Origin of the sequence: Paraburkholderia sediminicola (assembly GCF_046026855.1) — a bacterium.
Lineage (GTDB): Bacteria > Pseudomonadota > Gammaproteobacteria > Burkholderiales > Burkholderiaceae > Paraburkholderia > Paraburkholderia sediminicola_A.
Genome location: NZ_JAQQET010000001.1, coordinates 390,587 through 412,356, shown reverse-complemented (window position 1 = coordinate 412,356; position 21,770 = coordinate 390,587). Strand labels below are relative to the sequence as shown.

Genomic DNA, 21,770 nt, shown 5'->3' with positions numbered 1-21,770 from the left:
TCCTCACCAGTTGTCCCGCATCGGAATCGACTCAACCGATCCAGTTGCCAGCGCGAGTGCCGCCGCAGCGGACAATGCACTGCTGTAACTATCCGCATCCGCGTTCTTCGCCGCCAGCAATTGATTCTGCGCAAGCAGCGCGTCGGTGACCGAGCCGACACCGTGCCGGTACGCGTCGAATGCGGCGTCATACGTTGTCTGCGCCGCAACAAGCAGCTCTTTGGCGGCAGCCTGCGCGGCAAGACTGGTCTGCAGCGTATTCTGCGCAGTAACGATTTGCCGAACCGCTTCTTCGCGGCTTCGGGTAAGACGCGTTGACGCGCTGTCGGCATCGTTGCGTGCCTGCGCGAGTACCGCCGATCGCAAGCCGCCGTCATACAGCGGAATTGTCACGCCGACGATTACGCTGCCGCCGTAGCGGCCGCCGCTCAGGTTCACCGTCGGCAGTTGCTGACCGATGGCCGGAACCGCTGAAATCGACGAACTACCGGTGTTGTACGCGCCTGTCGCGGAGATGAACACCTTCGGCATGAAGTCCGATTCGGCCGCTTTCACTTTTGCCAGATTGACGCGCTCGGCCGCATAGGCGCTCAACACGTCCGGGCGGCGGGCGATGGCGGTCGACACGATCCGCTCGATCGAGTCGCTCGCCGGTGCCGGCAGCGTATGCGCCGGCATCTCCGCGATCCTGGGTTTCGACAATGGCGAAATCCCCATCGCGGAGATCAGCGCGAGATAACTGTTGCTTTCGGCGCCCTGGGCCTGAATGAGCGCGAGCTTGGCCTGCGCGCGATTCTGGTTGGCCTGCGCCACTTCGATGACCGTGCCGATGCCATGCTTGTAACGCGACTGTGCCGCGGCCAGGATCGCGTCGGCGTTGTCGAGGCCTTGTCGCGTGGTGGCGATGCGGGCGTGCGCGGCCTGGTACGCGTAGAACGCGATGCTGACGTCGAAAATCACCTGCTGGTGGACCGCGGTGAAGCCGATGTTCGCCATTACCGATGCCTGCGACGCGGCCTCGACGCGCGCGGCGCGTCCGCCGAAATCGAACAGCAGCCATTGCAGCGATAGCACCGAGGTCATGCCATGACCTGTGGCGCTCGCCGAGGAATCGCCGAGCACGGATGAGCTCGAATCATGAACGCCGGCGTACTGCCCCATCGCCGCGACCGACAGTTGCGGCAGATAGGCGCTCTTGGCGATGCCGGCCGCGAGCGCCACATTGCGCGCGTCGTTCCAGGCGATGCGGGTCAGCGGATTCGCCGATTCCGCCAGATCGATCAGTTCGGGTAGTCCGTATGCATGCGCCTGCTCCAGGGCTGGCGGAGGCGGCACGGCGGCGAGCGCGGGATTCGCGGGTAGCGGGTAGCCGCGTGGGGATGCAGTCGAAGTCGCGGAGTTGGCCGAGCTAGCCGAAGCCGAAGCTGCGGGCCCAGGCACAATGGCACCGGCCGCGTCCGTCTGCGGTTGCCACGGACGGTCGGGGCTGTCCGGCGCCATGTCAAGGGCCGACGTGGCGCATCCGGCCAAACCCGCCGCGGCCAGGATCGCCAGTGCGGAGGAGGGGTTAAGCCGGCGCATGAGTTGTGAGTTCCTTCGCCGGGTCATTCGACGCAGCGTGTTCGAGTTGAGTGAGGCGTGCATTGCCGAGGTCCAGCAAAGCGGCGCATGCGTCGTCGTCGGATGCCGCGTCCGGCAAAGCCGCATTTGGCGTGACCGGCAAAGCTGTGCCTGGCATAACCGGCAAAGCGGGGTTCGGCACAACCGGCAAAGCGGGGTTCTGCGCGGCGGGCAACGTGGGATCCGGCATAACCGGCGAGGGTGGGCCCTGCGTGGCGAGCAAAGCCGCAGCCTCTGCGGCCGCAGCACCGGTTTCGGCCGGCGGCAGCGGCAGCCCGCCCATGACCCGTTTAAACCAGCAGTCGACCGCTGCATCGCCCGGGCGTCGTTCGGCGAGCAGGAACATCGGCCCTTCGAGTGCATCGAGCTTGGCCAGTGCGCTGCGGCGTTCGGCGATCCACTGCGGTTCGGGGCGAACCCACGACGGCTCGTAATGCATCAGCGCGAGGTCCTGTTGCAGCGCGCCGCACTGAACCATGACGCTCGCGGCCTGCGCCCGGCGCGTGCCGACGTGGGGGAGCGTCGTCAGCCGCTCCCACTGCTGCCGCAGCGCGGCGATTCCAGTGTCGACACGCGCGGCCACGCTGACCGGCCACACGCGCGTGAAAACCAGATAGACGACCACGTTGCCGATCAAAATTCCGATCGTGCGATCCCGCGCGAGCGTCAGATCGTAGCCAGGCGCCGCGCCTTGCAGCACGCACATGAAAAACACCAGGGCAATCTGGAAGCCGGCATAAGCGATACGCGGCGAACCGAAAGCGATCCACGCCGACAGCCACGCACCGACCAGCACGAGCACCATCAATCCGGCGACGGAGGTCAGCACCGGCGTCACGAAGATGATTGCCGCGGTACCCAGGACCGCACCCACCAGACAGCCGGCGATCCGCAACGTCATTTTCTCGACGGTCTCGGCGGTGGTGCCGAGCGACACCATGTAGACCGTGATAAAGCAGGTGTGGATACCCGGCCAGTTGATCTGCGAATAAAGCAGATAGCAGAACATCGCCGCCGCAGTGGTCTTCAGCGCGTAGCGGATGTGATCGGGATTGCTGAATGCGTCCGGAAGGAAGAAGCCGCCGCGCTTGCCGGCGGATGCGGGCGTGGTTTTCGCTTCGACTTGAGCCTGGGTTTGGGCTGCGGCCGGCGCGTCGGTTTCGACTTTGCTTTCGCCTTCGACCACGGCAAAGCGAACGATCGCATCATGCAGATCCTCGACGACGATCCGCGCGAGCGGCTTCAGCTCCGCCACGTTAGGCAGGCTGAGTTCGATGTCGACCGGATAGCCGCCCGCCTCGAGCATTCGAGCCATGTTTTCCAGCGTGTCGGCGATCGGCCCGGCGAACGATGCCGGCAGCCGGCCCGAGGGTTCACGCGCGGCCAGCTCGGCCGCGACCAGGATCGCCAGTGTTGATGAAACGGCTTGCCGCAGCGGGGCAACATCGGCACGTACCGACGATCCGTCGACGACGGAGAGCTTGAGCCACGTTCCGATTTGCTGGTCCCCCTCGCGCAGGCATGCGCCGGGTGCGCTGTTCGTAGCCCCAGGTTCGGTCAGGCTGCGGGCCGCGATTCGCAAGCGCTTTGCCAACTCGCGCCCGGCGAGCTTCCGCGGCGACGGCGCCATTAACAGGTTGACGCAGATCGAGACACCGATCGGAATCGCGACCATCAGCCAGGCGTAGAGCAGGGCGCGCGTCGCCACTTCGCCGAACGGTACGTTGCCGAGTTCGTCGAGCGCAAAGCCGACGATCATCGCGATGATCGCGCCGACCGGCCGCAACTTGCTCGCCGACGTCACGAACAGCAGCCCGAGCGACAGCCCCGCGATACACGCAACCCGCCAGAGCGGATCGTCGAGCGCGAACATGGCCACCCCCATGACCAGTGCGATGATCACCGTGACCAGCACCAGCAATCCTGCACCGAGCACGACGCTCAGCACACGGTCGGGCCGGTTCAAAAAGAACACGACATAGGCGGAAATCGCGGCTTCGGGCGTGCCGTACGCGCTCGTCACGAACGCCGTCAGCGCGCAGATCAGCGCGATGCGGGTCGCCATCGCCGCTCGCCCCGGATAGGGGGCAAGCAGCTTCAGGATGTCGGCGGGGCCCGGTCGGGCAAGATCACCGGCAGGCGGCGCCATGCCGGACCTCGACTATCGCACTCGCACCGATCCGGACCAGCCGGGCCGCCGGCTCGTCGAGACGCACGCGCACGGGAAAGCGCTGGGCAACCCGCACCCAGTTCACGGATTGCTGGACGATCGGCAAGGTGCGCGGCAGATTGATACGGTCGGAATCCGCAACGCCCGCGCCGATGCCGACCACCTTGCCGTGAATCGCCTGGCTCCGGTCGATCATGGAATAGACGGTTGCGCAATCACCCGGCTGGATCCGCGCGAGCGCGCCCTCCCGGAAGTTGGCGACGGCGAACCATTCATCCGCGTGGACGAGCGTGAAGATCGACTGATGCGGTGCGACCGTCTCGCCCGCCAGCACCGACAGGCCCGTGACAAAGCCATTCTGCGACGCGCGCACGATGGTGTCGTCGAGGCCGCGCTGCGCGAGCGCGAGGGCGGCCTCGCGCGCGTGCACCGTGGCGACGGCGCCTGCCTCGTCGCCGATCGTCTGCGCGCTCGCCTGCTTCTGCTCCTGCGCCTGCTTCAGTGACAACGCGGCGTCGTGCTGCGCGACTTGTGCTTGATCCAGTTGCTGGACCGGCACGTAGCCCTTCGCCACGAGCGGCGTGAGCCGCTGTACCGTGCGCGACGCCAGTTCGAAGTTGTGTGCCGCTTTGCCGGTCTGGTCGCCGGCGATGACCGCATTGGCGTGCTCACCGACAATCGACCTGCGCCGCGTTTCGAGCGCCGCGCGGGCCACTTCGAGGTCGGCCTGGGCTTGCGCGAGCGCGAGCCGATAAGGCACGGGATCGATCTCGAAGAGCACGTCGCCCTTTGCGACACGCTGGTTCTCCTCCACCGGGAGCGTGATGATCCGGCCGCCGACCGGCGACGCGACGTGCACGACGTCGGCATCGATCGTTGCGTCATCCGTCGACGGGAAGCGGGTTGTCCGGTCATAACCGTACCAGGCCGCCGCGAGGCCAAGCACGACGATCACGCCCGCGATGAAACGGCCTTTGAAGGGGGCTTTGCGCAAGCCGGCGTTTTTCATAAGAGCTGTCCTGTTCCCGAAAGCCAGAAGAGCACGGCGACCGTCAGACCGATGGCCAGGCAGACAGAGAGCTGCAACGGGACGATCAGCGCCCACCCCGTGGAAACGAATATCCGATGGGCAATCAGCGCGCCAACGAGTCCGACTACCGCGCTCAACAGCCAGAGCGGAAAATATGCGCCGAAGATTTCATATGACGGCGCACCGTGCAGCGTACATCCCTGCAAGGACAGGCTCAGGGCAGCGACGGCCGGAAGATACCGCATGCGGTGCACGATCGAGGTGCGGGCGGTAGAGTGATTGGGCTTGAACGGCATTGCGGCGTCGCGAGGTGGATGCATACGTTATGGGAGCAACGACATCACGGGCACTTTACCAGTGCGGCAGTTTCCTTTCGACGTTTTCCGTTCCCGTACCCGTTCACTCCTATCAGGATCGTTGATAATAAAAACGGATACTGATGGTTGAAATGAACGCGCGCCGAAAGCGCTCAGTAATGCGTGGTCCCTATCAGTCCGTCCGTGACGAATATTGAATGCCGTGTGCAAACAGGAGAATACATTGCCATCAACGAGTCTGCGCCTCTACGCCGATGCTCAATTCGCAAGTCCCTATGCCATGTCTGCCTTCGTGGCACTTCACGAAAAGGGCTTGTCGTTTGAGCTTTCAACGATTGACTTGAGCAGGCATGCAAACCGCGAACCCGGCTATGCCGCCAGTTCGCTCACGCAGCGTGTGCCTACGCTGGTTCACGACGACTTCGCTTTGTCCGAGTCGTCCGCAATAACTGAATATGTCGACGAAGTTTTTCCTGGCACGCTGTTGTATCCGGCAGATCCGCACCATCGCGCGCGAGCACGTCAAGTTCAGGCCTGGTTGCGTAGCGATCTGATGCCCATCAGACAGGAGCGTTCCACCGAGGTCGTGTTTTACGGGGCTTGCGCGGCACCCCTTTCTGATGCAGCACGTGCTGCGGCTGCGAAACTGTTCTCTGCCTGCGAGACGCTCCTCGCCGGCAACGCGTTGTACCTCTTTGATGAGTGGTGTATCGCAGACGTGGACCTCGCGCTCATGCTCAACCGTCTCGTTCTGAACGGTGACTCTGTGCCGCCCACATTGGCCGACTACGCGAGGCGCCAGTGGCAACGGCCGTCTGTTCAACTTTGGGTCGGCCTGAATCGGCCGCCGCTCTGAAAGCCGTTGAACCGGCGGCGAGCGGTCTGACATTTCTCTTTGTGCTGACGTGCTGACCGGGATGCAGTGTCAGCGCCGGGCGCACCCGCTCCACTACTTTTGCAGAACAGCTCTCCGAGCCTGACGTCGCAAATAGATATTGTTGAAAATCAGTGCGGCTCCAGTCGTGCACGCGCCTGCGATTTGCCAATGTCCCGGAACCACGCCGGTCAGCGAAGACACGACGAAAGTCGTGACGGGCAACACGTCCATGAACAGAACGCCGTTGAGCGGGGTGAGAATCCTGTTACCCATGTTCCAGAACAGGATCGCGATGAAGCCGGCGATTGGGCCCATATAGAGCAGGTGAGGGACGATCGCGCGCAATGCAGTTGCGGATGGCACGGGTACAGCGTGAAGCGCGAACAGCAATACGTTGAGGCTGATGATCGTGGTGAGTCCGAGCCACGTGGTCATCGTCGTGTATTTGAGTGCGGACCAGCTCTTGAAGTGAGACGCGCCAAAGGTGTATATCACCCAGCACAATGCGCCGAGAACAATCAGGGCGTTTGCAGAATAGTGCTGCGGTTCGCGCAGAACGGCAGCGACATTCCCTTTTGTCACCACAAGCGAGACGCCGGCGAATGACATCAGGATAAACAGAAACGAATAGAACGGCGGGCGGCGTTTGCGCGCGATCGCGTTCACGAGCAGGCCCATCATGGGCTGAGTTGCCATCATGATCGATGCAGTCAGTGCGCCTTCGCGCCCGGCCAGTTGCTGCCCCAGAAAGACGAAAGATCCGAATCCGCAAAAGCCGACCGACCCGAGCAGCCAGGCCAATGCAAGCGATTCCCCATTTGCCTTCAGCGCTCCCTTTCCTTCTTTTATCTTCAGCAGGACAAGAAACGCTGTGCCGGCGATCAGATACCTAAGCGACGTAAACGTGAATGGGTCGATATACACGAGGGCGCTCGTCATCACCGGAAACATGACGCCCATCAATATTGTTGCCAGCACGCAAAACACCACACCTTTCCAGTAGCTACCGCGGATCGACTGCGCAACCAGACCGACAGACTGGCTGTTACGACTGGACGCCGGCACGGCAGAAAATTCGAGGGGCTTATTCATGAATGATCGTTCCAAAAATACGCAAAATTTTTTAGACTAGCGCGCGCATCGTCATGTCGACGATCGACACCAGTTCGTTCTTGCTGACATTTACTTTTCCCAGCACGCGCAAGCCCTGGACCATGCAGAGCAGGAAGTTGCCGACAGACTGCTCGTCGAGCTCAGCGTTGAATTCCCCCGCCTGCTGGCCGCGGACCACGGCGGCTACGAGATGAGAGGCGATACGTCTCAATGTGGTTTCGATATGGGGACGCAAAGCCTCGTCATCCGGCAACATTTCGATGGCTGCGTTCGTGATGAGGCACCCGTGGCGTCCCGATAGCTTGCTGGCGACCTGGGTGTAATGAAGCAAAGCCTCCCGAAGTGCTTCGCGCGGCGGCAGATCGACGGCCAGCCGTTCTTTCAGGCGAGCAATCGCACCCTCGGCGTAACGATCGAATGCGGCGACGAGAAGCCCGTGCTTATCGCCAAACGTGCTGTAGAGGCTGGCGCGGAAAAGGCCTGTCGCCTGACATAGCGATTCAATCGACGTTGCATGGTAGCCCTGCTCCCAGAATACTTTGCCGGCAATCCCGGTGACTTCGTCAAGATCGAATTCACGCGGCCGCCCACGCTCGGACGGCGGGGTGGAAGGGCGGGTAGAAGCAGGGTGTCGTCTCATGGTGAACGAATATTAAGACTGATCGTTCTTAAATTCAAGAGATTTCGCTGGGGAGAAAGCGGCGTGTGGCTTTGCTGGAACGCAAAGGATCTTTCATGATGTGAAGCATTGCCAATGCGCCGGTGTCCGTCCCGACGCAAGGCGCCTGATTTAACTACCGTCTCCAATGAGCCATCGGTAGTAAGCGTTGCCTGGGTCAGTGCGTAAGACATTGCCGATGTCCTCTGCCCACGCCTCGCGATCGCCCTTATAGGCGTCCAGTCCGGCTGAATAGAAGCTCTGTAGTGCGCTGCGCGAGTTCTCCATGGCGGCGCGGAACGCGTCGTCGGCGCCCTGCAACGGCGGCGCTGTGTGAAGTGCCAGCAGGTGTGTCAATGTCGCCGGGAAGGCGTCGTGACGAACCCACGTGGCGTATTCGATACGCGGTTGATCGTCCGTGACCGGCCGGGCGTCCGCGGCGTAGTACTCGAGACCGGCGCGGTCGGTGATCCAGGTGGCCAGCAACGCTGCCGGCGATGCAATGCCGACTTCGCGCAGCGCCGCAGCGACCTGCGGTTGCGCAAAGCGCGCCTCGATTCGTGGCACGTCCAGTTCGAGCGGCTGCATTGAACCGACCAGCATCATTTCGTGCAACTCGGTAGTCCACAACGTGGCGTGCGGAAACACCTGGATGAAGCTCTGGATCAGCGAGCGCGTGTCCTCTTCATTCTGCGTCGGCAACGGCAGCCATTGCGCGACGATGCCGCCTTGCTGCAGGCGCGACGCCGCGAGGCGGTAGAAGTCCGACGAGTACAGATTGACGACCCCCGCGGCCGACGGCGGTGGCGGTTCGAGCGTGATCAGGTCGTAGCGCCCGGCATTGCGCAGCAGTTCGCGCCGGCCGTCACGCATCCGGATGTCCATGCGCGCGTCGGTACTCATGTTGTAGTTGCCCTTGAACTGCGGCGCGGCACGCACGACAGCCGGCAATAGTTCGGCGACCGCGCGGTGTTCCAGCCCGGGCCAGGTCAGCAACGCGCCGCCCGTAATGCCGGTACCGAGCCCGATCACCAGTGCCGTGCGAGGCGTCTCGCGGTGGATGATCAGAGGCAACAGGGCTTGCAGGCGCATATATCGCAGCGACGCCATCGTGTCTCCGGAGTTGGAGACACCCTGGATATAGAGCCGCCGGAACTGTCGCTGGCCGGCGTTCTGTTCGACGACCGCCACCGTGCCGCCCGCACTCTCTTCGTAGAAGGTCAGATTACCGCCGCGCGATTCGGCGAGCAAAGTGGCGAGCCGGTTGGACGGCGTCACGAATACGGCGATGAGCGTCAGCAACGCAAGGACCGGCACTCCCCAGCGCGCGAACGGCCGCACGTCCGAGCCGCGCAACACGGCGATCAGACTCACTGCGCCCGCGAGGATGGCGAGTGCCGCGAGGGTGTGGATGAGGCCTAGTTCCGGCACGAGCACGAAGCCGGTCAGGAGCGTGCCGGCGATCCCGCCAGCAGTATTGAGCGCAACCACAGCACCGACGTCGCGCCCCGTATGCCGGTTGTCCACGTTAAGACGCAACGCGAAGGGGAACGCTGCCCCCAACAGCAGGGTAGGAACGAAGACGATGCACACGGCCGCCACCGCGAAGCCTGCGCACATGGCTGACAAAAGACTGCCGGTAGCGCCGAGCGCGGCTTCTCGGGCGAAACTTTGCCATTGCGGTAGCCAGTTGCCCAGAACGGCAATCTCCAGCAGCGCGACCAGTCCGGCCGACACGATCAGCACGGCGAACACGCCCCACGGATCTCGCGCCCGGTCAGCGTAGCGCGATGCCAGCGCGCTACCGAGCGCGAGGCCCAGGAGGTAGGTGGCAAGCACCACAGCGAAGGCAAAACTGCGGGTGCTGATGAATTGCACGATCACCTGCGACCACACCACCTCGTAACCGAGCGCGACGCCGCCAGCGATCGCGTAGAGCACGAGCGCAAGGCGGGCCTTCGAGGTACGCGCGGCGCGTGCGGTGTCGGTTGGCGAGGGCGCGTCGTGCGCGGTGGTCCGCACGGCAGCAGCCGGGGAGGACACGTCGTGCGGGATGTCCGCTTTAGATTGGCCCGGAGTGATGGCCGGTGAGGGCGATCCAACTGCCGGTACGAAGGCGTGCTGCGCGCGTCCGAGCAGTACGGCGACCAGCGCCGCGCCGGCATTCAACGCGGCAGCGGCGCAGGCGCTGCCCAGCACGCCGAGCCATGGGATCAGGATAAAACTCGCGGCCAGCGTGCCGGCAATCGCGCCGGCCGTATTGGCGGCATAGAGACGGGCGCCGGAGCGGCCCATATGGGCGGCAGCGGGGCACAGCGCGCGCATCAGCACCGGCAGCGTGCCGCCCATCAGTACGGCGGGCAGGCCGACCAGGACGAAGGGTAGCGCCCAGGCCAGCAATCCGATCCGATCTTGCAGCGAGGCGAATGGCGCCGCAGCATGCGGCAGCATCCACGTGCTGGCGAGCGCCAGTACCAGCACGCCGGCTTCGAGCAGCGCGTACAGGCGCAAGGGGCGCACAAGCCGGTCGGCCAGCCTGCCGAAGATCCAGCCGCCTAGTGCGAGGCCAGCAAAAAAAGCGCTGACACCGGTGGTGATGGCTTGCACCTCGACGCCGACCACCAGCGCGAGCTGTTTGATCCACAGGACCTGGTAAATCAGTGATGCCGCGCCCGAGGCGAGCAGAAGCAGCAGCGGCCAGGCGATCGGCAAGCTTGGGCTGTCGACTTCTTTCTGGGGCTCGTGCGAGTGTGCATCGTCGCGACGCTGTGCGCGTTCATGTGCGCGGCGCTCACGGCGTGAGCTTTTGGCACGGTTGGCCAGCGTTTGGGTCATGGGATGAGTTGCGCCGGGATGGTGTGAACTGAACCGAATTGAAGTGATCTGGATCGGTTCGACGCGGCTGCGCGCGACCGAAAAGTTGCGCCCACCGGTTAAAGCCGGCGGGCGCAACCGCACTACGTCTTACTCGAGTCCGCGCTTCTTGAAGGACTCGTCGATCTTCTTGTCGACCTGCTTGCGCACGCCATCCACGCTGAAGCTCGCGGGCCGCTGGCTCGGCGGATAGCTGACGAAGGTCTCCAGGAACGTCGACGCCTTCATCGTGGCGATGCCGTTCAGGTAAACATTCTTCGTGACCCAGTCGTTGTACTGATCCGAAGTGATGTCCGCCCGTTCATAAGGATCCATGCGCAGGTTGAACAGCTTCGGCAGACGCAGGCAGATAAGCGGGTCCTGCCAGATATTCAGATTGCCTTTCGCGCGCTGCTCGCAGAACACGGCCTTCCAGGCGTTGCCGTCCTGATCCCAGCGCATGGCCACCAGATCGCCGTCGTCGTCGAAATAGTAGAACTCGGTGCGAGGATCCTTGGTCGTCTGTCCTGTCAGGAACGGTAGCTGGTTGTATCCATCGAGGTGATTCTTGAAGCTCGCACCGCCCGCTTTAGGCGCCCATCCCTTCAGGAGCCGGTCCTTGACGCCAGTGTCACCGGCGGCCGCAAGCAGCGTGGGGAACCAGTCGAGCCCCGAGAACATCTCGTTGGACGTTGTGCCCGGCTTGATATGGCCTGGCCATCGCACCATCGCCGGCACCCGGAACGCGCCTTCCCAGTTGGAGTCCTTTTCGCTGCGGAACGGCGTGGTTGCCGCATCGGGCCACGTGAACGCATTCGGCCCGTTATCGGTCGTGTAGACGACGATCGTGTTCTTGGAGATATTCAGATCGTCGAGCAGTTTGAGCAATTTGCCGACGTCCTGATCGTGCTCCCACATGCCGTCGGCATATTCATTGCCGGGCATGCCGCTCTTGCCTCTGAATTCAGGCCGCACGTGCGTGAAGACGTGCATGCGCGTGTAGTTCATCCAGACGAAGAACGGTGTGCCGTTCTTGACCTGCTTGCGGATGAATTCTTCCGCGTGGGCGCCGGTTTCGTCGTCGATGGTCTCCATGCGTTTGGCCGTGAGCGGCCCGGTGTCCTGAACCTTGCCGTCCGAGGTGCTATGAATCACGCCGCGCGGCGAGAAGTTCTTCACGTACGGGTCGTTCTTGTCCTTCGGCCAGTACGGACGCTCGGGTTCTTCCTCGGCGTTCAGGTGGTACAGGTTGCCGTAGAACTCGTCGAAACCGTGATTGGTCGGCAGATACTCGTTCTTGTCGCCAAGGTGATTCTTGCCGAACTGGCCGGTCGCATAGCCGAGCGGTTTGAGCGCCTGGGCGATCGTGATGTCGGTCTTCTGCAGGCCGACCGGTGCACCAGGCGCACCGACCTTGGAGAGCCCGGTACGCAACGGCGTCTGCCCGGTGATGAAGGACGAACGCCCTGCCGTACAGCTGTTCTCGGCGTAGTAGTCCGTAAAGATCATCCCTTCGTTTGCAACGCGATCGATGTTCGGCGTCTTGTAGCCCACCACGCCACGCGTGTACGCACTGATATTCGCCTGCCCGATGTCGTCGCCGAAAATCACGAGGATGTTGGGTTTCGACGAGGCTTTGGCGGCCGGCTGTGGTGGTGGCGCTTTGGTGGCCGGTGCCGCCGCCGGTTTGGCCGGCGCTTGAGTCTGCGCGGGCGCGTTGATGGATGGAAGAATCAATGCAGCGAACGTGGCGAGGGCGATGACTGTCGCCCCGGCTGCGTAGCGCCCCTTTCGCAGGAACATTCTCATCGTGTCGCTCCAATGGAGTTGACTTCGGTTCACCCGTTGCGCGTTCCTTGCGCGCGAGGTTGCCTCGTAGCGGCCGCAACCTGCACGCGGCGCGCGCTCTCCTGCATCCGACTACTGCTTCGGTGCGGGATAGATGGTTTGCCAGTCATCTTTCATGCTGACCACGGTCCAGCCGTCGGCGATCGCTTCGTCCCAGGCCTTGTCGAGCTTGCCGATCTTCGAGGTGCGGTCATAGGCGAATTCGCGTACTGCGTCGTCGTGATGCACCAGCAAGGCGAGGTGCGGCCCGCTGCCGGACGCGGTGTACTGCAGCATCTGCTGATCGCCGTCCGAATTGCCGAACGCGAGAATCGGCTTGCGGCCGATGTTCCGATAGATGCCGACAGGTTTGCCGGGACCGTCGTCGACGAAATCGATTTTCGGCTGGCGCACCAGCGTGCCCTGACCATCATGCATCTGGTACTGCACGACCTGGCTTGAGCCGATCACCTGCTCGGGTGGAATGCCGTACGCCTTCTCGGCCCACGGACGCATGAATTCGATGGTGCCGCCCGACACGATGAAAGTCTTGAAGCCGTTGGCGCGGAGATAGGCGAGCAACTCCAGTTGCGGTTGATAGACGAGTTCGGTGTAGGGACGATTGAATTTCGGATGCCGGGCGCTGGCCAGCCAGTCGCGGATGGTCTTGTCGTATTCGTCCACGGTCATGCCGCTATTGGCGGCGGCGACCAGTTGCAGCACCTGTTTCTGCTGGCTCGCCAGTGCGCCATAGTCTTTGGCCACCAACGCCTTGAAGGCCGGATTTTTCTTCCACTCGGGATGCTTCGGTGCTGCCGCTTTCACCTGGTCGAGCATGAAGGCGAACTGGAAGTACAGCGGCTGCTCGCTCCATAGCGTGCCGTCGTTGTCGAACACGGCAATGCGTTCGGCTGGCGGCACGTAGTTTGGCGAGCCTTCGCGGGTGACATCGGCGACGAATTTCTGGATCGTCTGCTTTGCCGGTCCGTCACGCCAGGATGGCAGCGCGGCGGTCGAGTTGGCCGCCGGTGGTGATACGTTCGCGGCGCTACCAGGCGTCGTGCAACCGGCGCTACATAGCGCGGCACTGAGCGCGACCACGGCGACACCGAACACCGATCTGAACGCAGGGCGGATCGAACCCGCGACACGCACCGACCCGCTCGGTTGACAGCTTGATTGCATTCGACCTCCATTCCGATTGCACACATCCAGGATTCGCAAGCGCAGAATCCCAGGCGAAATCGTTACAGCTCAAAGGTATGGAGCGCGCTAACCGCCATCGGCGCTGGCAGCGCGGGCCGATGCCTGACGTGCTAGTGGTTGCTTCCAGGTGTCTTCGTCCATCACGAGGCGAAAGCCGAGATGCGACATGCTGTTGTAGGGGTCGGTGCCGCGCCGCGCGCTGGGGCGGTAGCTCAGGCAGTAGGCTTCATTGCAGAGGAACGAGCCGCCGCGTGTCACCCGCTTGGGTGCGTCTACGGGTACGCCCTGGTCGGCCGGGTCCCACGAATCGCGTGGACCGATCGGGTTGTCGATCGTGCTCGTGCTCACCGCTTCACGACGGAACTGGTCGGCGCGATACCAGTCGGCCACCCACTGCCACGCATTGCCGGTCATGTCGGAGAGTCCATACCCGTTCGCCGGAAAGGTGCCGACCGGACTCGTGCCGAGTGCGCCACCCGCCTTGGGGCTGACCACAGGGAATGCCTGCGGCTCCTGACCTTGCCAGACGTTGGCCATCTGCTTGCCGTTCGGTGCGAACTGATTGCCCCACGCGTAAGTGGCCTGTTCGAGCCCGCCACGGGCGGCGAACTCCCATTCGGCTTCGGTGGGCAAGCGTTTGCCGGCCCATTTTGCATAGGCCTGCGCATCTTCGTAGGAAACCTGAACCACCGGGTGATCGTCTTTGCCGATGATGTTGCTGTCCGGTCCGGTGGGGTGACGCCAGTTCGCGCCGGGCACATAACGCCACCACTGCGAATAGTCTTCCAGCGGCACTGGATGGTTCGTGCCGACGAATACCATCGCGCCTGCCACCATCGCGCTGTCAGGCGGACGCGGCGTGTCAGGCGGCAACTGCACCCTCAGGGTGTCCCAATCGGGTTTCTTCTCGGCGGTCGTGACATAGCCGGTTGCTTCGACGAATTTGCGGAATTCGGCATTGGTCACGTGATGACGGTCCATCCAGAAACCGTGCACGCGTACCTTGTGGGCGGGACGCTCGTTGGGCTGTGCCTGCTTCGAATCGCTGCCCATCAGGAACTGGCCGCCCGGAACCCAGGCCATGCCAAGTGGGCCATGCGTTCCGTCGCCGTAGACGACTTGTGAATGGGGTTGGCTATGTGAGGTAACGGCCCAACTGACTGCCGCGCCGACGCATGCGGGAAGCATAACGAGAAGCGCGCCCCACAGGAGCAGCTTGCGATAACGCATGGCGGGCGCCGGGGTTGCGGCGGACACGCCTTTAGAGCGGGCAGCCGTTTCCGTGCCACGTTTTCCTGAACTCATCATCTCTTCTCTCAGGCAGGTGAAGCTGCTGGCCCTTTAGCAAATGTGGCCAGTTCTCAGTGGCACAGAAGAAGCTTAGCGATACGAATGATAAATTATGCTGGTAGCAGATACCCCGAATGCAGTTTCTGCAAACGTCAGATGGAGGCTAACAATTTTTCAAATACATTTCACGCTTTTTTTACTTATCGGCGAAACTTTGACGAAATAGCGAGCGTGCATTAACGTGTCTGGCGGCGAGCATTGGCATCCAGGTTGGTCTACCGTTCAATGATTGGGGAAATCAAGAGCTATGCGCGAAACGATCCTGCGCTTCGAATCGAGTGTCAACGAAGCGATAGTGGGCCAGCAAGCCGTTGTCCGGCAGGTACTGATAGCACTGCTGGCAGACGGTCACGTGCTGCTCGAGAGCCTGCCCGGACTCGCTAAAACCCGTACCGTCAAAGCCATTGCCACACGTCTCGCCGCCACCATGAGCCGCATTCAGTTCACCCCCGATCTGTTGCCGTCCGACATCACCGGTGCCGAAACACTGCTGCAAAGCGGCACGGAACGTACGCTCAGTTTTCAGCCCGGGCCGATCTTCGGCAATCTGATTCTTGCCGATGAAATTAACCGCGCGCCCGCCAAGGTTCAATCCGCACTATTGGAGGCAATGGAAGAGCGACAGATTTCCGTCGCAGGTAAAACGCATAAGATGCCGGATCTGTTTCTTGTCATGGCAACGCAGAATCCGATTGAACAGGAAGGTACTTATCCTTTGCCTGAAGCGCAAATGGACCGTTTTCTTCTTAAAGTGCTAATTACTTATCCATCACCGCAAAGCGAGATTGACATGTTGCGGTTGCTGCGGCGCGAAAGCAGTGAGGTTGGCAGCGCGCCCAGCGTCCTCTCGCAAGATGTCATTTTCGCGGTGCGTGAAGAAATCAGGCAAATCACGGTCGCTCCGGCGGTAGATGACTATATTGTGTCGCTCGTCAATGCTTCGCGGCATGGTAGGGACCTCGACGCGGACCTCGGCAAATGGATCGAAATCGGCGCAAGCCCGCGCGGCTCGATCGGCCTTGACCGGGCGAGCCGGGTGCAGGCCTGGCTGCAGGATCGAAAGTTCGTCACGCCCGACGATGTGCGCGCGGTCGTTCACCCGGTACTGCGGCATCGGCTGATACTTTCTTATGACGCCAATGCCGAGAATATCGGTGCCGACGCCGTGGTCGACCGGCTCATCGAAAAGGTTGCCGTGCCGGCCTGACTCATAGTGCAATACACATCGTCGCATCGACGCGGGGGATCGCCGTGGTCATGACGTCCGAATCCGAAAACGCTGCAATCGGTCGCGTGTATGTCGACGCGGCGCATCTGGCGAAGCTCGAGTTTCATGCCCGCGGGCTGAGCTTCATCGCACCCGCGCCGGTATCGAGCGTGCTCTCAGGCAGTCATGCGTCGCGGTTGCGCGGGCGCGGGCTCAATTTCGAAGAGATTCGCGCCTATCTGCCCGGTGACGATGTCCGTCACATCGACTGGAAGGTCTCGCTGCGTCTCGGCAAGCCGCAGATTCGCGCCTATACCGAAGAGCGTGACCGGCCGCTGCTGGTGGTTGTCGATCAACGCATGAGTATGTTTTTTGGGTCGCGGCGCGCGTTCAAGTCGGTCGTGGCCGCCGAAGTGGCTGCGCTTGCCGTGTGGATGGGTTTCACCGCTGGCGACCGGGTCGGCGGCGTGCTGTTCAACGATAACCGGATCGTACGGGTGAGGCCGCTGCGCAGCCGCAGCCGCATCAAGGTCCTGTTCGGCGCACTCGCTGGGATGAACCGCGCGCTGCATGCAGATAGCGAAGCACGTACCGACTACGCTCAACTGAACGCAGCGCTCGAAGGGGTGCTTCAGTTAGCCGGTCACGACTACCTGATCTGCATCATCAGCGATTTTGCCGGTGCGAACGAACGCACGCAGCGCCTGTTGCGGCAGTTGTCTGCGCACAACGACGTCGTCGCGGCAATGATCTTCGATCCCTTGTGGCAGCACATGCCCGAACACCGCGCGCTGGTGGTCAGCGAAGGGCATCTGCAGGTGGAGCTGCGTATCGAGCAGGAGCGGGTTCGTGCGCCGCTGTCGAGCCTGTTCAGTGGCCGCACCGCCGAGGTGGCGGAGTTGCTGCGCTCAAGCGGCGTACCGCTGATGGCGCTCTCGACGGCAGAGCCGACGGTCGAGCAGGTGCGGCGGCTCTTCGGCCAGCGCGCGCGACCTGGCTCGGGGAGCGGTCTATGAGCCGTGCGTTGCCCGTTCCACCCGATTCGTCAGGACAACTCAAGCCGTTACAGGAGTTGCCATTGCCTGAAGCAGTGTCGTACGCACCACATACCATCGGCTGGGTGTTCGTTGCCGTCGTGCTGCTGGCGGCGCTTGGCGTGGCGATCTGGTTTGGCCGGCGCCGCCACGAGAAGCAGCGCTACCGGCGGGCCGCGCTCATGGAACTGGAGAGCATCGAAGCCAGTCTCGCGTCCACCCACGCGGACCGTGAGCAACGCGCGAATGCGCTCGCCGCCGTACCGCGCCTGATCAAGCGCACCGCGCTCGTGATCGCGCCGCGCGAGCAGGTCGCTGCGCTGACCGGCGGCGAGTGGCTCGCGTTTTTGCAACGTACGCGCGGCCGCTTCGACGCCAGAAGCGGGGCGCTCCTCGCCCTCGCGAGCTATGCACCGCCCGAGGTGGTTGCCGGGATTTCCGACAGCGACGCGGCAGCGCTCATCGGCCATACACGCGACTGGATCGAACATCATCATGTGGAAGTTTGATTTCCCGTGGCTGTTCGCGCTGCTGCCTCTGCCTCTTTTCGTGTGGTGGCTGGTACCCGCCTATCGCACCAGGGCTTCCGCGGTGCGTATGCCGTTCTTTCATGAGATGGCGCACGCCGCCGGCGAAAAGCCGGCACCCGGCGGCGTGCGGTTGCGCCGTAACTGGCTGCAACGTCTGCTGCTGCCCTTGCTGTGGGTGTTGCTGGTGATCGCTGCGGCCAAGCCGGTCTATGTCGAAGCGCCGATCGTACGCGAAGAGCCGGCGCGCGATCTGATGCTCGCCATCGACCTGTCGGGCTCGATGGCAACGCGTGATTTCGTCGATGCCGCCGGCGTTCGGATGGACCGGCTGACTGCGGTCAAACGGGTGGTGTCCGATTTCATCGCGAAGCGTAAGGGTGACCGCCTCGGCCTTGTCGTGTTCGGTGACGCCGCCTATCCGCAGGCACCCCTCACGCTCGATCACGCCGCCGTGCAGGTACTGCTCGACCAGATGCAGATCGGCATGGCGGGGCCGCGTACCGCCATTGGCGACGCGATCGGCCTGACGGTCAAGCTGATGGCAAACTCGCCGGCGCCGGAGAAGGTGCTGATCTTGCTGACCGACGGCAATGACACCAGCAGCGCCATTCCACCTGAGCGCGCTGCTGAAATCGCCAAAGACCATAAATTGGTGATCCATACCATTGGAATAGGCGATCCGGATACGACTGGCGAGGACAAGGTCGATCTCGATGCGCTCGCGCGCATTTCAAGCATTACCGGAGGCCGTGCGTTTCGCGCACTTGGGCGGCAGCAGGATCTGGCCGATGTCTACGCCACGCTCGACAAACTCACGCCCGAGAAAGTGAAGCGCGAAATCTACCGGCCGCAGCGTGATTTCTACTGGGTGCCGGCTGGGCTCGCGGTGGGGATTTTCGCGCTCTACCATGTGCTGGCGCTGCTGATTGCGGTGCTGCGTGCGCCGCGTCGCGAGCGGCCGCCGGAACGCGTTGCCATTGCGGAGGCGCGTCGTGGAAATTGATCTGACGGCCTTCCATTTTCTGCGGCCAGGATGGTTGCTGCTGCTGATTCCCGCGGTGTTGTTGCCGCTCGTCTGGTTTCGCCGCAACAGTGTGCGGGCGCGTTGGCGCAACGTCATCGATCCGATGTTGCTGGAACATCTGATCGTTGGCGATACGAAGCGTCGCGTGATTCAGCCGGTTCACACGCTGGCTCTGCTGCTGGGCATCGGCGCGCTCGCCGCGGCGGGCCCGAGCTGGCAGCAGGAGCGTCCGCCGTTCAATCAGGACAAGGCGCCGCTCGTCGTCGTACTTGAACTGGCTCATTCGATGGACGCAACCGATGTCGCGCCCACGCGGCTGGAACGTGCCAAACAGAAGGTGCTCGACCTGGCGAGGGCACGCAAAGGCGCGCGCACCGGGCTGGTGGTGTTTGCCTCGACGGGTCACCTCGTGGTGCCGCCCACTGAGGACCCGGCCATGCTCGAACTCTACGTGCCGGCGCTTTCGCCCTCGCTGATGCCGCGCGACGGGAAGAACGCGACCGCCGGACTCGATGCGGCCGAACGGCTTCTGGCGAACGATCCCGCTGCGGGCACGATCGTTTTCATGAGCGACGGCTTCGATACGAATCAGACCGACGCTTTCGTGCAAAAGGCCAGGTCGCTGCGGCATCAACTGCTGTGGCTTGCGGTCGGCACGGAAAACGGCGGCCCGATACGCGGCCCTGACGGCATGATCGCGATGGACTCTGAAGGCCGCCCGCTGATGGGTACCTTCGATGCCGATGCGATCCGCAAAGTAGCGGATGAAGCCGGTATTCCGCTCGCCAGCATGCGGGTGGACGATGACGACGTGGTGTGGGTCCAGCATCGTGCGCAGGCTTACCTCGCGCAAGAAGATGAGTCGAAGATCGTGCCGCGCTGGAAAGAAACGGGCTACTGGCTCGTCCTTCCGTTACTGCTGCTCGCGCTGTGGAGTTTCCGGCGCGGCTGGACCGTGAAGTGGCTGCCTGTGGTTCTGATCTCGCTGGCCTTCAGCGCGATTCCCCGTCACGCACAGGCCGCCGAGTGGCACTGGATCGACCTGTTCGCCACGCACGATCAGCAGGGCCGCTGGCATTTCGAGCACGGCGATTACAGGATCGCCGCACAACGTTTCGACGATCCGATGTGGAAGGGGCGCGCGCAATATCTCGCGGGCGACTATGCCGGCGCGCTGGAGAGTTTTTCGCGTCTGAAGACGGCGCAAGCGTATTTCTACATGGGCAATACGCTCGCGCATCTCGACGACTACGCCGCCGCCATCAAGGCGTACGACAACGCGCTCAAACTTCAGCCGGCGCTGCCCGAGGCGGCCGCCAATCGGGACTTCCTGCAGCGACTGCTGGCAAAAGACAAGCAGGATGAGATGGACCCGGAGGAAGATCCGCCCGATCAGGTGGAGACGGACAAAAAGAAAGGACGGGGCACATCGACCGTGATCGAGGGTGCGCCGCGTCCGAGCGAAGAACTCTGGATGCGCAATCTGAATACTTCCCCCGCGGTTTTTCTGCAGCAGCGCTTTGAGCAGGAATCCGATGCAAAGGGAGCGGGCGCGCCATGACAGCGGTTTTCCTGCGGTTTCTGCTTGTCATCGCGTGGCTTGGCGCGGCTTGCGTTTCGACACCGGCGTTCGCCGACCCCGCGCCGCGGACCATGGTTCGCGCACATCTCGAACCCGCCGGGCCGGTTGTAGCGGGCAGCGAGGTCAAACTTGTCGTCGACCTGCTGACGACCACCTGGTTTACCGAGGCGCCGAATTGGCCGCTCTTCACCATCGCCGATGCGATCGTGAGCCTGCCGGACGAACAGGCCGACAACCTTTCTGAGGACATCGGCGGTGTGCGCTGGTTCGGCGTGAGCCGGGCCTATCGCATTGCGCCTCAGGCAGGCAAGACCTATGACATCCCGCCTTTTGCGATCACCGTCTTTCCGGGTGGCATGAGCACCCCGGTGCAGGTCATGACCCCCGCGCTTAAACTCGTGACGACTTTGCCGCCGGGTGCGCAGGACATGGGAGTATTCTTTCCGACTCCAAAGCTCACGGCCACGCAAGAAATCGAACCGTCGAATCAGCACCTTCGGGTAGGGGATTCGATTACGCGCACCATTACGCAGAGCGCGGCCGGCACCGAATCGATGATGATTCCGCCGGTGAATCTGGGCGAGGTCGACGGATTGAAGCGCTACGCCAAACCGTCCACGACCCGCAATATCGTGCAGGACAGGGTGGGACTGGTCGCGGGCGAGCGAACCGACAGCGTGACCTACATTGCCGATCACAACGGCCGGTTCAAGCTGCCGCCCGTGACGATCGACTGGTGGAACACGAAAACGCAAAAGAAAGAGACGATCGCGTTGCCGGGTGTGACGTTTTCCGCGGCCACCGTGCGCGAGAAACCTCTCTTTGAAATCCCTGCCGATGTGATGAGTCAGGGTCTTCCGCACAGAATCATTGTGATTCACAGCGGACAGTTGATCGCCGGCTGTGCGATCGTGCTGGGCCTTCTCGTGGTGGTGTGGGCACGTGGGCGCATCGCAATGTTCCTGCGGCGCGCAAAACATCAGGTAGATGACGCGCGAAAACGGTGGCTCGAAAGCGAAGCGGTAGCGTGGCGCGGGCTATGTGCGGTTGCGCGTAAGGGCGAATGGTCGCGCACCATTCCGGCGTTGTATCGCTGGATGGACCGGAGCGGGGACTTCGGACACCCGGCACGGCTGGAGAATCTCCCTCGCGCAGAGGACCCGAAGGTAGCGGAACTGGCCGACGCGGTGACCGTGCATTTTGCCGAAGGTGTTGCGCGCGACTTTCACTGGAAGGATGCGGAAACCGCATTGCGACGCGCCTGGAAAAAGAGAAGATTGCAGCAGCAGGAAAGGGCGCCACTTCCGCCGCTCAATGAAGCGTGATTCGCGTGCCGCTGTGCGTCAGGTAATTGTCAGCGGCCACACTTGAA

The 21,770-nt window shown here is 62.7% G+C and carries 17 protein-coding genes; 7 read left to right on the top strand and 10 right to left on the bottom strand.

What is annotated here, in order from left to right:
- Nucleotides 1-3: 3 nt before the first annotated feature.
- The 4 genes from PQR40_RS01790 to PQR40_RS01775 are packed head-to-tail and all read right to left on the bottom strand — an operon-like array spanning nucleotide 4 to nucleotide 5,065.
- Nucleotides 4-1,581 (bottom strand): TolC family protein, encoded by a 1,578-nt coding sequence (locus tag PQR40_RS01790; RefSeq protein WP_408227754.1) that lies wholly within the window; start codon nucleotides 1,579-1,581, stop codon nucleotides 4-6.
- Nucleotides 1,568-3,769 (bottom strand): FUSC family protein, encoded by a 2,202-nt coding sequence (locus PQR40_RS01785; protein ID WP_408227757.1) that lies wholly within the window; start codon nucleotides 3,767-3,769, stop codon nucleotides 1,568-1,570. Before PQR40_RS01785 ends, PQR40_RS01790 begins: the two co-directional genes overlap by 14 nt.
- Entirely contained in the window at nucleotides 3,750-4,799 is a 1,050-nt protein-coding gene (gene mdtN / locus PQR40_RS01780) for a multidrug transporter subunit MdtN (RefSeq protein WP_408227760.1), read from the bottom strand. The genes PQR40_RS01785 and mdtN overlap by 20 nt, the downstream gene beginning before the upstream one ends.
- Entirely contained in the window at nucleotides 4,796-5,065 is a 270-nt protein-coding gene (locus tag PQR40_RS01775) for a hypothetical protein (protein WP_408228075.1), read from the bottom strand. Before PQR40_RS01775 ends, mdtN begins: the two co-directional genes overlap by 4 nt.
- 295 nt (nucleotides 5,066-5,360) lie before the next feature.
- On the opposite strand from PQR40_RS01775, the gene yfcF reads away from it, so the two are divergent.
- On the top strand, nucleotides 5,361-5,993 hold the full coding sequence (gene yfcF, locus PQR40_RS01770; protein WP_408227763.1) for a glutathione transferase: 633 nt from the start codon (nucleotides 5,361-5,363) through the stop codon (nucleotides 5,991-5,993).
- 93 nt (nucleotides 5,994-6,086) lie between these two features.
- On the opposite strand, the gene PQR40_RS01765 is transcribed toward yfcF, so the two are convergent.
- The 6 genes from PQR40_RS01765 to PQR40_RS01740 all read right to left on the bottom strand — a co-directional run bounded on the left by PQR40_RS01765 (nucleotide 6,087) and on the right by PQR40_RS01740 (nucleotide 14,979).
- Complete coding sequence (locus tag PQR40_RS01765) at nucleotides 6,087-7,106, bottom strand: DMT family transporter (protein ID WP_408227766.1); 1,020 nt, start codon at nucleotides 7,104-7,106, stop codon at nucleotides 6,087-6,089.
- A 31-nt stretch (nucleotides 7,107-7,137) separates the two neighbouring features.
- Nucleotides 7,138-7,767 carry a TetR/AcrR family transcriptional regulator gene (locus PQR40_RS01760; RefSeq protein WP_408227769.1) on the bottom strand — a complete coding sequence of 210 codons (630 nt, stop codon included), beginning with the start codon at nucleotides 7,765-7,767 and terminating at the stop codon, nucleotides 7,138-7,140.
- Nucleotides 7,768-7,917: 150 nt separating this feature from the next.
- Nucleotides 7,918-10,620, bottom strand: coding sequence for a fused MFS/spermidine synthase (locus PQR40_RS01755; RefSeq protein ID WP_408227772.1), 2,703 nt, complete (start codon nucleotides 10,618-10,620; stop codon nucleotides 7,918-7,920).
- 129 nt (nucleotides 10,621-10,749) lie between these two features.
- A complete protein-coding gene (locus PQR40_RS01750; protein ID WP_408338944.1) occupies nucleotides 10,750-12,447 on the bottom strand; it encodes an arylsulfatase in 1,698 nt (565 codons plus the stop codon).
- A 111-nt stretch (nucleotides 12,448-12,558) separates the two neighbouring features.
- A complete protein-coding gene (locus tag PQR40_RS01745) occupies nucleotides 12,559-13,650 on the bottom strand; it encodes an HAD family hydrolase (RefSeq protein WP_408227777.1) in 1,092 nt (363 codons plus the stop codon).
- An 87-nt stretch (nucleotides 13,651-13,737) separates the two neighbouring features.
- A complete protein-coding gene (locus PQR40_RS01740; protein ID WP_408227779.1) occupies nucleotides 13,738-14,979 on the bottom strand; it encodes a formylglycine-generating enzyme family protein in 1,242 nt (413 codons plus the stop codon).
- 289 nt (nucleotides 14,980-15,268) lie between these two features.
- On the opposite strand from PQR40_RS01740, the gene PQR40_RS01735 reads away from it, so the two are divergent.
- From PQR40_RS01735 to PQR40_RS01710, 6 genes are read left to right on the top strand one after another with little or no spacing between them, the layout of a single operon-like run.
- Entirely contained in the window at nucleotides 15,269-16,228 is a 960-nt protein-coding gene (locus tag PQR40_RS01735) for an AAA family ATPase (protein WP_408227782.1), read from the top strand.
- A 50-nt stretch (nucleotides 16,229-16,278) separates the two neighbouring features.
- Complete coding sequence (locus PQR40_RS01730) at nucleotides 16,279-17,244, top strand: DUF58 domain-containing protein (protein ID WP_408227785.1); 966 nt, start codon at nucleotides 16,279-16,281, stop codon at nucleotides 17,242-17,244.
- Nucleotides 17,241-17,771: a DUF4381 domain-containing protein gene (locus PQR40_RS01725; RefSeq protein WP_408508293.1), complete on the top strand. Its 531-nt coding sequence runs from the start codon at nucleotides 17,241-17,243 to the stop codon at nucleotides 17,769-17,771. The genes PQR40_RS01730 and PQR40_RS01725 overlap by 4 nt, the downstream gene beginning before the upstream one ends.
- The gene (locus PQR40_RS01720; RefSeq protein WP_408508292.1) at nucleotides 17,758-18,795 is read left to right on the top strand and encodes a vWA domain-containing protein; all 1,038 of its coding nucleotides are present in this window, start codon (nucleotides 17,758-17,760) and stop codon (nucleotides 18,793-18,795) included. The genes PQR40_RS01725 and PQR40_RS01720 overlap by 14 nt, the downstream gene beginning before the upstream one ends.
- Nucleotides 18,785-20,377: a vWA domain-containing protein gene (locus PQR40_RS01715; protein ID WP_408508291.1), complete on the top strand. Its 1,593-nt coding sequence runs from the start codon at nucleotides 18,785-18,787 to the stop codon at nucleotides 20,375-20,377. The genes PQR40_RS01720 and PQR40_RS01715 overlap by 11 nt, the downstream gene beginning before the upstream one ends.
- Nucleotides 20,374-21,723 carry a hypothetical protein gene (locus PQR40_RS01710; protein WP_408508290.1) on the top strand — a complete coding sequence of 450 codons (1,350 nt, stop codon included), beginning with the start codon at nucleotides 20,374-20,376 and terminating at the stop codon, nucleotides 21,721-21,723. Before PQR40_RS01715 ends, PQR40_RS01710 begins: the two co-directional genes overlap by 4 nt.
- Nucleotides 21,724-21,770 lie beyond the last annotated feature (47 nt).